General features: G+C 49.0%; 10 protein-coding genes. 9 read left to right on the top strand and 1 reads right to left on the bottom strand.

The annotated features are described in order from the left end of the window. Positions 1 to 122: 122 nt before the first annotated feature. The 6 genes from AC3Y2E_RS11820 to AC3Y2E_RS11795 all read left to right on the top strand — a co-directional run bounded on the left by AC3Y2E_RS11820 (position 123) and on the right by AC3Y2E_RS11795 (position 7457). Positions 123 to 3269 (top strand): hybrid sensor histidine kinase/response regulator, encoded by a 3147-nt coding sequence (locus AC3Y2E_RS11820; RefSeq protein WP_379210387.1) that lies wholly within the window; start codon positions 123 to 125, stop codon positions 3267 to 3269. Between the two features lie 240 nt (positions 3270 to 3509). Continuing rightward, positions 3510 to 4121 (top strand): TetR/AcrR family transcriptional regulator, encoded by a 612-nt coding sequence (locus AC3Y2E_RS11815; protein ID WP_379210385.1) that lies wholly within the window; start codon positions 3510 to 3512, stop codon positions 4119 to 4121. A gap of 6 nt (positions 4122 to 4127) precedes the next feature. Then, a complete protein-coding gene (locus tag AC3Y2E_RS11810) occupies positions 4128 to 4721 on the top strand; it encodes a GNAT family N-acetyltransferase (RefSeq protein WP_379210383.1) in 594 nt (197 codons plus the stop codon). 326 nt (positions 4722 to 5047) lie between these two features. After that, the gene (locus AC3Y2E_RS11805) at positions 5048 to 5404 is read left to right on the top strand and encodes a Rieske (2Fe-2S) protein (RefSeq protein WP_379210381.1); all 357 of its coding nucleotides are present in this window, start codon (positions 5048 to 5050) and stop codon (positions 5402 to 5404) included. 15 nt (positions 5405 to 5419) lie between these two features. Continuing rightward, positions 5420 to 6487 (top strand): amidohydrolase family protein, encoded by a 1068-nt coding sequence (locus tag AC3Y2E_RS11800; RefSeq protein ID WP_379210379.1) that lies wholly within the window; start codon positions 5420 to 5422, stop codon positions 6485 to 6487. A 181-nt stretch (positions 6488 to 6668) separates the two neighbouring features. Then, a complete protein-coding gene (locus tag AC3Y2E_RS11795; protein WP_190927127.1) occupies positions 6669 to 7457 on the top strand; it encodes a helix-turn-helix domain-containing protein in 789 nt (262 codons plus the stop codon). 22 nt (positions 7458 to 7479) lie between these two features. Here AC3Y2E_RS11795 and AC3Y2E_RS11790 read toward each other — a convergent pair whose 3' ends face one another. Next, positions 7480 to 8820: an ABC transporter substrate-binding protein gene (locus tag AC3Y2E_RS11790; protein WP_379210376.1), complete on the bottom strand. Its 1341-nt coding sequence runs from the start codon at positions 8818 to 8820 to the stop codon at positions 7480 to 7482. Positions 8821 to 9194: 374 nt separating this feature from the next. Between AC3Y2E_RS11790 and AC3Y2E_RS11785 the strand changes: the two genes are divergently transcribed. From AC3Y2E_RS11785 to AC3Y2E_RS11775, 3 genes are all read left to right on the top strand, one after another. Then, positions 9195 to 9719: an RNA polymerase sigma factor gene (locus tag AC3Y2E_RS11785; RefSeq protein ID WP_379210374.1), complete on the top strand. Its 525-nt coding sequence runs from the start codon at positions 9195 to 9197 to the stop codon at positions 9717 to 9719. Beyond that, positions 9716 to 10867, top strand: coding sequence for a hypothetical protein (locus AC3Y2E_RS11780; protein WP_379210372.1), 1152 nt, complete (start codon positions 9716 to 9718; stop codon positions 10865 to 10867). Before AC3Y2E_RS11785 ends, AC3Y2E_RS11780 begins: the two co-directional genes overlap by 4 nt. A gap of 302 nt (positions 10868 to 11169) precedes the next feature. Then, a complete protein-coding gene (locus tag AC3Y2E_RS11775; protein ID WP_379210370.1) occupies positions 11170 to 12606 on the top strand; it encodes a PAS domain S-box protein in 1437 nt (478 codons plus the stop codon). Positions 12607 to 12613: the final 7 nt, after the last annotated feature.

Below are 12613 nucleotides of genomic sequence, written 5' to 3'. Positions count from 1 at the left end.
ATTGAATGATGATTCCGGCTGCTTGGGCTGCATTAAAATAGAAGAAACTACTTCCTCGGCTAGGTATAGCTGTATAATAGACGAATGGACTTCTCTATCCATGACTAGGAGAGGAATACGTCTTGGCCTATCATGCACCAAAATTCCAAATGAAAAAGAGCCATATTCTAATAGGAATAGGGATATTATTAGTTATTTTATCCGGTTTTCGTTTTTTGTGGATGGAATCGTTTCGCGATCAAAAACTGGAGCCCATTAAAAACGGGCAGTTAAATTTGCGCGACTGGAATGCCGAAGATGGCGACATTCTCTTACTTGATGGGGAATGGGAGTTGTATCCCTCGCAATGGTTGATGGTTGGCGAACGGCAAGGGGGGAATGAGCCGACATTTATTCAGGTTCCGGGTAGATGGAACGAAGCTCTGCATGCCGAAAAATCAACTCCATACGGATTTGCTTCTTATCGATTGCGTCTTTATGTAAATCCCGAAAAGGATCTGAATTATAGTATACGTGTACCCAGCGTACGAACCTCGTCGGAATTATATGTAAATGGCCGATTGCTTGCCAAATCCGGACGTGTGGCGGAATCGAAGGATGAATATACGGCGAAGAACCTGCCTTATTCTGCAGCTTTTACGGCAAACGAAAACGGCGTCATCGAACTAGTGATTCAGGCGGCCAATTATGTGGATAGTCGAAGCAGCGGCATCGTCCGGTCTATTAAATTCGGTTCAGAAGAAGCAATTGCGAAGGAAATGAAAGCCTCCGTTTCTATGCAGCTTCTGGCAGCGATTATATTCCTTATGCATTCTGCCTATGCGCTTATTTTGTTCGTACTGGGAGATAAGGAAAAGAAGCTGCTTTATTTTTCTTTGCTCGCTTTATGTATAACCCTTACTAATGTGTTGAGTAATGATGAGAAGTTGTTCCACCAATTATTTTACATGGGCAGCGATTGGGATTTTCGGCTGGCTAATGCGGCTCTAGTTATTGGAGCTTATGCATTGCTCGAGTGTACGAACCATCGCGAACTTCCTTATTGGAGCAGGATATACCCGGTATATAGGGTGCTGACTTTAGGGACTGCCGGCATTACGTTGTTTTTAGATCCCCATCAGGTGATCATGCTCTTTCCGGTTTATTTGCTGTGGGGCGGTATTGCTGCAGTTATCACGATGATTGCGATCTTAAAAAAAGTAATCAAGGATATAAAGAGCAATCTATTACTGCTTATTTCTATTCTTGCTCTGATTCACCATTTTCTTTGGTCGTTATTCTGGCGGGAAAGCGGATGGAGTCTTGTCTACTATCCGTTTGATCTGATTATTTCGATGGGGTGTTTAGCCTCTGTATGGTTTAAGGGTTATTTTATCATGCATGCCAACACGAAAGAGATTGCTACAACCTTGCAAAGAATGAATGACCATAAGGATCAATTTCTGGCAAATACTTCTCATGAATTTAAAAATCCGCTTCATAGCATTCTTAACATGTCACAATCCGTTTTAAAAAGGGAACGGCATTTGCTGCAGGAAAGAAGTGTCAAAGAGCTTGAAACGGTTTTAACCGTAGGACGCCGGCTGACCTTGATATTAGACGATCTGATAGATGTGATGAGTTTACGGGAAGGCAATCCGCGTCTACAGAAAAAAGCCTTCCTTATTCAGCCGATCGTGACCGGCGTAATTGATATGCTGCAATTAAATGCAGAAGTGAAATCTGTAATCATCGTAAATCAGATTCCTGAAGATTGTCCTCCAGTACATGCGGATGAAAACCGGGTAATTCAAATCGTATTCAATCTGCTTCATAATGCTGTGAAATTTACGAACGAAGGGATCATTTCGATTCAAGCTTATGCAAAGGACGAACGAGCTTATATCGTCATTTCGGATACCGGGATCGGGATGGATGAAGACATGCTTAAGCGCGTGTTCCGTCCGTATGAGCAAGCCAGCACGAGTGAGACTCTGATTGAAGGCGGCTTTGGGTTAGGTTTGAGTATAAGCAGGCAATTGGTTGAGCTTCATGGAGGCCGATTGGATGTGTCCTCTGTATTAGGAGAAGGTTCAACTTTTACATTTTCGTTAAAGCTGGCAAGTTTGCAAGCGGAGGACGAGGAGGATGCCGCTAGCCCGTTGGAACAGGGAGTCTCGCCATCTATACCGATTCAGGAAAAAGTCCCGATCACTATGGAAGAGGCGGATATCCCCCCGCCTACGAAACCAATTACTTTATTGGAAATGAACCGGGACCGGCCGCTCCTATTAATTGTGGATGATGATCCGGTCAACCTTCAAGTGCTTGAAGCTATACTGCCGCCGGACGAATATGATGTAACGATGGTAACGAGCGGTAAAGAAGCGTTGGCTGTACTGGATACAAAGGAATGGGATCTGGTCATCACTGATATTATGATGCCGCAAATGTCTGGTTACGAGCTGACGCGTTTGATTCGTGAGCGGTTTACACTTACGGAGCTCCCTGTTTTGCTCCTTACCGCAAGAAGCCAACCGCATGATATTCAAAGAGGTTTTATTACGGGAGCAAACGATTATGTAACTAAACCGGTGGAAGCAATTGAAATAAAATCGCGGATAGAGGCGCTAACTACGATTAAACAATCCGTCCGGGAACAGCTGCGGCTAGAAGCTGCATGGCTGCAGGCGCAAATCCAGCCTCATTTTTTATTTAATGCAATGAATGCAGTCACAGCTTTAAGTACCATTAATCTGGATAAGATGCGTAATTTGCTTGATGAGTTCGGCAATTTTTTGCGAAATAAATTCAAGTTTCAAAATATGGATGAACTTGTTTCGATCGATGAGGAACTAAGTCTAGTGCGCTCTTATTTATACATTGAGCAGGTCCGGTTTGAAGAAAGGCTGCAGGTTATTTGGGAGACAGACGGCTGCGAGGAATTGAGAGTCCCCTTTCTTACGATCCAGCCTCTGGTTGAAAATGCGATAAGACATGGCATTATGAAACGCGCTCGCGGGGGAAAGATCTTTATTCGGATTTCTGTCTATGAAACGCATGCAGAGATAACCGTTGAAGACGATGGGGTGGGAATGGACGAAGATCAATTGCAACGAATACTGGAGAGAAAAGTAGATAGCAGGTCGGGTGTCGGATTGATAAATACGGATCTGCGATTAAAACGGCATTTCGGAACAGGACTTCATATCAAAAGTGAGTCAGGCACAGGGACAAGGGTAACTTTTCATGTGCGCAACAGGAGGAATAGCACCATTGGGAGAGTGTAGGGATTCCGAAGGCTATTCCTTCAGAGACAAAGGCGGCATTTCTGCCGCTTTTGACTTCAAGTTGAATTAAATATCTTCCATGGTTAAGTAGAATGTAGTGGAGAGTTGCCATGGAGATTATTTTGTTCAACATACGCCGAGCCTGGAGATCAGACTACGCAAATGGAATTGAGTCTTGTTATTCTGTTTTTTTTAATTTATAATGAGTAAAAATTCACTCATAAAAAAGGGGCGGTTTGTTTGCCACGCAGCAAGGAACAGTTTGAAGAAATGCGCAAGGCCACCAGGGAAAAAATCCATTCAGCTGCAATGCAGTTATTTGTGCATCAAGGTTTCGGTTCAACGAATGTTCAGGATATCGCGGATAAAGCCGGTATTAGTATCGGTTTGTTGTATCGTCATTACAAAACGAAGGATCAGTTATTTCAAGAATTGGTTGCCTACGCAGTTGAAGGATTGAAACGTAATATTGCCTTCTTCGAATCCGGTCAATCCCCTAAAACATTGTTGACACAGTTTGTAGACGAAGTCTACTCCGACATGATCCATGGGGAGGAACTGGCCCATCTGCTGATCCTTATCAATCAAGCGCTATTAGCTGGCGCTGCCACAGCCTCTAAATCATATGAAGAGATCCTTCAGGTAAATGCCAGGCTGCTGGACACTACGGCACAGCTCATTCGTAAGGGGCAGCAGCTTGGAGAAATTTGCTCGGGTGATGCGCAGGAGATGGCCGTTTTTTTATACGCATCGATTCAGGGTTTGGCTGAGATGAAAGTATTGCTGAAGAGTAACTTTACCATGCCTTCGCCATCCGTCCTTACCGCATTTCTATTTAATGGAAGGGAGTGACCCTGTGTGCTTAACGTGGTTAGAGCCGATCAGGCTGAGTTTGATGTGAGGCGAGGGATATCTGAAATATTCGCAGAGGGATTCACCCAGTGGCTTGGGTTTTTCTCCAAGGATCCGAAAAAGATTGCTGAAGCGTTCGCCCACATCTTCGTTTTGGATCAATTTTATGTGGCTTTGCACAAGGGGCAAGTGGTCGGAATGGCGGCCTGCACAGACGGAACTTCACTTTCGGTAAAACTGGATAACAAGGAACTTTGCAAACATTTAGGCTTTTATAAAGGCACAATGGCCGGTATTTTCTTGAAAAAAGAGTTTGAAACCTCCTTTGTTCATCCTTTACACGAGTCAGGCTCCATCGAATTTGTGGGGACGGCCGCCGAATTCAGGGGGCAAGGCGTGGCTTCCCAATTGATTCGTCATATCCTCGAGCATACACCTTATAAGGTTTACTTGATTGAAGAAGTCGCCGATACCAATATTCCAGCCATGAAACTATATCAAAAATTAGGTTTTGAAGAATACAAACGCAAACAAATTCCAATGAAACGGGCAAACAAAATCGGAATCAATCACATTGTATCGTTGAGGTATACGAAGTAGCCGATTTATCTCTCCGTGTTACTTGTTCGGTTACAAGGATATCTTCGACAAGTTCGGGGGTGAGTTCCTCGGGACGGTATGGACGAATTGTACGAATTACACGAATTGTACGAGTTACCTATAGATGTATAATGCGATCGCTCCCTTGATGGCTTATTGCCAGTGGTGGGCGATCTTTTTATGACCTTTTTTTAAATGAATCGTAGAATCGTTCAGATCCGGAGGTATTGTTTATCGCTGTTCCAAGTCATTCATTTTATAATGAAAGCCAATAACGAACTTCCGGTAGACCGGTTCGTTATGAGTCCTAGGAGGAGGGGAGCAGGATGAGATTGTTCCCAGTAGCGGCCGCAAGCGAAATACCGGTCGGGACGAGAAGAGTCGTCGAGGTCGAAGGCCGTTCGATCGGCATTTACAATGTGCATGGGGAGTTTTTTGCCATTCACAATTACTGTCCCCATCAAGGCGCGGAGCTGTGCAGGGGGCCCGTGTGCGGCACGACGCTTGAATCGGACGTTTATGAATTTATATACGGCCGGGATCAGGAGATTGTCCGCTGTCCTTGGCATGGATGGGAGTTTGACTTGAAGACGGGCAAATCGCTGTTCAGCGACAAGGTCCGCGCGAGAAAGTATCCGGTCCAGATTACAGATGGCCAAGTGTGTATAATGATCGGCCAATAAGGAGGAGAACAGAAGATGCATAAGGAAAAAGAAGAAGTATTACGGGTCATTGATTGCGATGTGCACAACCAATTTCGCACCGGCAAGGATCTCTATCCCTATCTGGAGGATACATGGAAAAGTCAGGCGGTACTGCGCGGAGGCGGGCTGCCTTACGCGACCCCGATCGGCAATAAGCGCAAAGATGCGAATCCGCCCAGCGGCTTGCCGGTCGGAGCGGACCCGGAGTATATGATCCAACACTTGATCGAGCCTTACAACATGGATTACGCGCTGCTGTGCTCGGATGGGATTATCGCGGTATCGGCTTTTGCGGATGCGGACTACGCGGCGGCCCTATGCCGTGCCTATAACGATTACCAAATTGCCGAGTGGCTGTCGTATAGTCCTAAATTTAAAGGGTTTTTGTGCGTAGCTACGCAAGATCCGCTTCAGGCGGCGAAAGAGATCGACCGGATCGGTCCCCATCCTGACATCGTCGGCGTCTCGATTGTTGGCGGATCGCGAATGCCGTACGGGCAACGTTTCTTTCATCCGATCTATGAGGCATGCCAGCGCAACGATCTGCCGCTAGTAATTCATCCCGGGGCGGAAGGGTCCGGTATCTTCAATCCGCCGACCGCCGTCGGTTATGTGTCGAACTACCTGGAGTGGCATACGTGCCTGCCGCAGACTTATATGGCGCATCTGGTCAGCTTTGTATGCGAGGGCGTATTCGAGAAGTTTCCTAATTTCAAGCTTGTGCTCAGCGAGGGCGGGGTCTCGTGGCTTCCTCCGCTGCTGTGGAGACTGGACAAAAACTTCAAGGCGCTGCGCTCGTCCAATCCATGGCTGAAACGGATGCCGAGCGAATACGTCCGGGACCACTGCTTCATGACGACACAGCCGATCGAGGAGCCGGATAACCCGAAACATCTGGCCATGATGTTCGAAATGTTCGATGCCGAAAACATGCTGCTGTTCTCCAGCGATTATCCGCATTGGGATTTCGACGACCCGATGAAAATTTTGAAGCAGCTTCCGGTGGAGAAACGAAAAAAAATATTAAGCGAAAACGCCAGAACATTGTTCAAGCTGGCTTAACCATTCCTTCCGGTGAGGCGGTCAGACGTTAATAGGAGGAAGAGACTGACGATGCGGCGGTCCGCTTTCAGTCAGTCTCTTCGAATCCGGCCGAGCGGGACGTTTATCGGTCCGTAAGTGGTGGAAGGATTATGCTTCTGCGAAGTGAAATCATTCGTTACGAGACTGGGAGGGCGTTGCCGTGTCGATAGTACTGGATGGCGTTTATTACGATGATCTTATCCCGAACTGGCATGTAACGCGCCCGCAGAACGAAAACTACATCTTTCTGTTGGCTGCGGAAGGCCAGTTTTTGTATTCGCTTAATTCAGCCACCGTCCAAATGAACAAAGGGGAAATCATGTTTATTCGCGATCGGACCAATCGGATCGGCACCAACGGCCAGTTTCCCCCGCATCGAAAATATTCCGCTCATTTCAGAATGGACAGTTCCGCCGAACCTTCGCTCGCCAAGGAAATCAACCGGATTGCGAACACGCCGGTCAAATTGCGGCGTTTCGAATATTTCAGGCAGCGGATGGCCACGTTGTACCGCGCATGGCGAACCCAGACGACATTCCGCGAAGTGACGAGCACCGGCATAGCGATGGAACTGGTCGGAGCGGTGCTGGACGATATTCGAAAGCAAAATATCGCCCCCCATAAATGGATGGTGGTCAAGGAAATGGAAAATTATATATTGGCCCGCTTCAGAGAGGAGATCAAAATCGAACAGCTGGCCCGGCATGTCAGCCGGACCCCGAATTATGTGAGTACGATTTTTAAAGAAGTGACCGGACAAACGCCGATCGAATACGTCCATCAGATGCGCACGACGACCGCCCAGGATTTGCTGCTGCACACCAGTATGAATGTGGCCGAAATATCCGATTACCTTGGTTATTGCGACCCTACCTACTTCAACCGGATGTTTAAAAAATGGTGCGGCGAGCCGCCGTCTGCCATGGTGAAGCGAAGAAAGCAGCTATAGGGATAGGGCGGGGGCCCCGAAATCATTTGCCCGCCGCTTTTTGTTCCGCGATCTTTTTATTGATTTCTTCCTCGGCTTCCCGGAGCGCCGTGTTCGTATCCTTGACACCCTTTAAAATTTCGTTCACTTTTCCGCTTAGCACGGATCTCGCAATCGAGTCGTATTTCGTCGGTTTCGGCGACGATGCAATTTTCGTCAGATGCAGCGATTTCATATTTTTCTGATCGAGGAAGCTTTCGCCCTTGCCGAATGCTTCCTTGACGTCCACCGCTTTCAGCGTCGGATATCTCAGCAGACGGCCTCCCTCGGTTTGAACTTCGGCGGATGTCAGCATGGAAATGATATGCATGGCCAAATCTTTGTTGACACCCATGGAAGAAATGCCGTACAACGCTCCGCCGTACTGAATGGTCGTATTCGGAGCCTGCTTGAATGTCGGCACGGAAACGATGTCCCAGTTAAAGCCGTCCCCTTTCTTCTCCAGATCGATCAGGCGGGGATATACCGCGTTGCCGACCCACATCGCGGCCGAACGCTCCTCGATGAACGCTTTCGCACCGTCAAAGGTGGCCGAATCGGGCTTTTGATTGCCGGAAATCTCGTAAAACGCCTTATACGTTTCGATCAATTTCTTCCATTCGTCCGTATTCACGGCGGCTTTATCCGTCTGGGCATTCACCAACGGGAGGGAGAGCTGATTTTGTCCGATTAACCCGCCCATATTGATTTCCAGTCCACGATACGGAACGCCGCCGTCCGTCCGGCTTAATTTCTCGACAATCGCTTTTAATTCCGGCGAATCCCAGGTCATGCCGTCTTTCGGGTAAGCGACCCCGAATTTATCGAATATATCTTTGTTGTAGAAGAGCGCATACGTGCCGAATGTCCAGGGAAGCACATACAGCTCGCCCTTGTCGGAATAACCGCGAAGCGTCTGGATCATATCGTCGCGAAATACGTTCAGATCGATGCTGTTCGTTTTGGCGACCGGATCGAGATTTTGCATGACACCAAGATCCATATAGCGGATCAGGGAACTGTCTGTAGTCAATATAATATCGGGCACCGTACCGGCCGTCACAAAGTTTTCCATCGTATTTTCTTTGACCGCGCTGCTGATGTAGGTAAGCGATACGTTGGGAAACTTCTTCTTCATGTGAGGTTCGATATAGTCTGTAAAATACGAATCCGGAACCCCGATGTTATTGTAAAACGTCAATGTAGCGGACTGCCCATAGTTAAACGCTTTCCCTTCAGCCTTCTCTGCTGCCGGGTCGTCCGAACCCCCGGTATTGCCGCCGCAGCCGGCCGCCGACACAGCTGCAAGCAGTATAATCGTTATGCCTAGTTTCCTGTTCCTCATGTGTACAATGTCCCCTTCCTTGTATATGTGGTCTACTGGATTCATTATATTGGAAGGGCTTTCAAACTTACATTAACAATCCAAACGGTTCTTAACGATTCTACAACGAAACCTGTTTGTTGTCGCGCCTCAAATGACCGGCCGATTCAGCCTGCCGGTTCAAGCGGGACGACAGGGATTCCGAATCGTAGTCGGAGTCTGTAGCCGTAAGCGACGCCCTTCGTGTTATCAACGAGGGGCGTTTTTTTGCATGCCGTAAGCGGTCCCGGCTCCGGGTCCGTACACGAAGTTAGAAAATTTTCCTGAAAGTAATGAACCGGCGCCGAGGTTATGACAATATATAGGCGAATGGCCATTCAGAAAGGAGCAGGCTCTTGGATATCGAAGAGTTGAGCGATCTGATCAAGGAGCATGGGAAAGCGATCTACGGATTTTGCTACAAGCTTGCAGGCAATCAGGCGGATACGGACGATCTTTACCAGGAAACGTTCCTGAAGGCGATGGAGATGCGTCATAAAATGGACGTGAATCAAAATCCGAAAGCATTTCTCATCTCCATCGCGATCCGATTGCGCAAAAACAAACGCCGGAAATTCGCCTGGAGACAACGGATTGCCCCTACGGCCGGGCTTAATGAGGCTGTGGATCAGGCATGCGGGTCCGAAGACCGGGTGACACCGGAACAAGCCGTGCTGTCTGACGAGCTGCGCCAAATGATTCAAGCCGCCGCCGACAGGCTGGACGATAAGCTGAAAATACCGATTTATATGTACTATACCGCGGACATGTCCGTCGATGAGATCGCATCGGCATTGAAGATTCCCTCAGGTACGGTCAAGAGCAGGCTATACCATGCCCGCAAAGCGATGAAACAAATATTGGAGGTGGAGCCCTCATGAGCGATTCCACGAAATGGGACCGGATGTTCAAGCAAGCACTCGCATCGGCGGAGGAACCGGACGAAAGCCTGAACGAAAGCATTATCCATTTGTATAAGGAGAGAACCGTGATGAAGCGAGGTTATAGAAAAAGAATTTCCGCCGGCGTCTTGGCTGCCGTCTTCACGATTGTCATGTCGATAACGGCGATCGCCGCCACGCAGCTATTCAGCTCCAAACAGGTGGCCGAGCGTCTGGGCCAGCAACTATTGGCCAAAGCTTTCGAAAGCGCCGACGCGATCGAAATCAATCAATCCGCCGCCGCCGGCGACTATACGTTCACCTTGCACGGGATCGTCTCCGGTGCGGGACTAACGGAATTTGACAGCACTTCGCAGCGTTTGAATCCCGACAGAACGTATGCCGTCGTTTCGATCGCCAGACAAGATGGCAGCCCGATGCCGGCGACAAGCGATCCGGAATACGGCAAAGTCCCGTTTTTCGTTTCGCCTCTGATTAAAGGCCAGAAGCCCTGGCAAGTAAACATCGTTACGATGAACGGCGGTTATAGCGAAGCGGTGGTCGACGGAACGATGTACAGGCTGATCGAATGCGACGGTGTGGAAATGTTCGCCGACCGGGGAGTGTATTTGGCGATTATTGGCGGCAGCACGTTTTATTCCAACGAAGCGTTTGCCTATGAGGAAAGTACGGGCGAAATAAAACCGAGAGCCGACTTTGCAGGAAGCTCGATCTTGTTCGACCTGCCTCTGAATAAAGCCAAGGCCGACCCCGCCAAGGCCGAGGCATATCTGCAGAAGTTGTTGAAGGAACCGGACTCCGCCGCCAGCGCTTCCGGCCGGGCGGCGTCTGCCGATGAGGCCACAGCGGAGCTTGCCAAACGTCTGGAAGAATGGAAGAAAAAGGTTCCCGAAGGCAAAGTCGTACCCGAATCCGTCAAAGCGGCGACCATCGACCCAAAAGGATATATTCACTATGAGCATGATGGTTGGCGCGTTACGCTGGCCCCCGGCATCTTGTTCGCGGAAGGCCAGACGGGCTTCTCGGACTCCGTCCAGTTCAGCGGGTCGGAGGATACGTATAAAGCCATGCAGTTTCATAAAGACGAGCAGGGCGTTATTACAGGCAGAATCATCAACCTGAACTAGAATGCCGGAGCCGGTCTCCCATACAGGAACCCGGTCCGGGAGACGACTGAGGCAGAGAAACCAAAACCGCACAGATCAAGAAGCAAAGGAGCCAGGCAGCGTTCGTCTGCCGGCTTTTTTGCTTTTTTGGCGTCTGCTTCGAAAAGCCGGAAACTATCCATTGATCAAAACGGATGATTAATGATAATTTTACATGTAGAATAGAGCATTTTGTCCGCCGCAGGTGAGGCTGTAACGGCAAGAACAGTTTTCGTTCGAGAATCGTCGAAACCTAACTTGACTAACCGAGGTGAATGGTTAAAATGAGCACTCTAGACGGCGAGGGGGACCAGCAGCTGGTGCAGCTGGAGCTCGAAGAAACGTTACGGGAACAACAAGGGATGACGTTCCGTTTTTACAAGACGGGGGGCAAGTTTATCCATACGTATTGCACCGGAAGGCTGCTGCTGAAGCTGGGTTTAACGCCGGAAGAGGTGGTGGGCAGGGAGCTTATCGAGTTTTATCCGGCCCAGATCGCGATCCGGAAAGAAACGTTTTACGCGCGCGCCTGGGAAGGTGAAGAAAATGTGACCTACGAGGGGGAAATCGGCGGAGTCTCTTATCTCGCCTCGCTGAGACCGATTCGAGTGTCCGGCAAGATCGTCGAGGTAGTCGCTTCCTGTGTCGATATTACGGAGCGGAAACGCGCGGAGGAAGAATTAAGAGCGACCAAGGAACTGCTGGATTCGCTGTTCCGAAATTCCGCAGACGGCATATGCGTGACGGACACGGCGGGCAAAGTGATCCGGGTAAATGCCGCTTACCTGAACATGTACGGGTGGACGGAAGAAGAATTGGTTGGGCGGGAGCTGCCGATCTACCCCGATTATTTAAAGCATGAGCTGGGCGTCATTTGCACCATGCTTCAATCTGGAAATCATATCGTCAATCAGCACGCGGTCCGGCAGCGGAAAGACGGCGAATTGCTCCATGTCTGCAACACCATATCGCCGCTTAAAGATGGGACAGGCAAAGTGATTGCTATGGCCGGGATTACGAGAGATATATCGGAACAAAAAAAAGCGGAGGACTTTCTGCAAAAAGCCGATAAATTGAATGTGGTCGGCCAATTGGCCGCCGGATTGGCTCACGAGATCCGCAACCCGTTAACAACGCTGCGCGGGCTGCTGCAGCTGATGCATTCAAGCGGCAGCGGGAAGCTGGTATATTACGATATTTTAATTTCCGAATTGGATCGGATCAACAGTATGGTCAGCGAGCTGATCCTTATTGCCAAGCCGCACGTAACCAGTCTTCGCACACACGATCTGGCGGTGATTGTGCCGAACGTTATCAACTTACTGGAATCGCAGGCCGCTATAAGCAATATCCAAATCGTTTTCGAATCGGAGGGAGCGCTCCCGTTCATCAGATGCTCGGAGGTGGAGATCAAGCAGGTCTTTATTAACCTGCTTAAAAATGCGATTGAGGCGATGCCAAACGGCGGAGCGATTCGTGTCGTTGCTTCGGCGCAGCCTCATCAGCATGTGCGTATCCGGATTATAGACCAGGGCGGCGGCATTACGGAGGAACAGATCCGCAGGCTGGGGGAGCCGTTTTATACGACAAAGGAAAAGGGGACGGGACTCGGGCTGATGATGTGTTATAAAATCATTGGCGATCACGGAGGGAAAATCGCGGTCACCAGTGTGATCGGCAAAGGAACGACGGTGGAAGTCGTACTGCCTGTGAGCGTGTAAAAGTTAA

Source organism: Paenibacillus sp. MAH-35, assembly GCF_058135425.1.
This window is presented reverse-complemented; position numbering and strand designations above follow the sequence as displayed.

Excerpts from the sequence above, each read along its gene's own strand:
- AC3Y2E_RS11790 (WP_379210376.1), bottom strand. The coding sequence starts at position 8,820 with ATGAGGAACAGGAAACTAGGCATAACGATTATACTGCTTGCAGCTGTG.
- AC3Y2E_RS11775 (WP_379210370.1), top strand. The coding sequence starts at position 11,170 with ATGAGCACTCTAGACGGCGAGGGGGACCAGCAGCTGGTGCAGCTGGAG.
- AC3Y2E_RS11780 (WP_379210372.1), top strand. The coding sequence starts at position 9,716 with ATGAGCGATTCCACGAAATGGGACCGGATGTTCAAGCAAGCACTCGCA.
- AC3Y2E_RS11805 (WP_379210381.1), top strand. The coding sequence starts at position 5,048 with ATGAGATTGTTCCCAGTAGCGGCCGCAAGCGAAATACCGGTCGGGACG.
- AC3Y2E_RS11800 (WP_379210379.1), top strand. The coding sequence starts at position 5,420 with ATGCATAAGGAAAAAGAAGAAGTATTACGGGTCATTGATTGCGATGTG.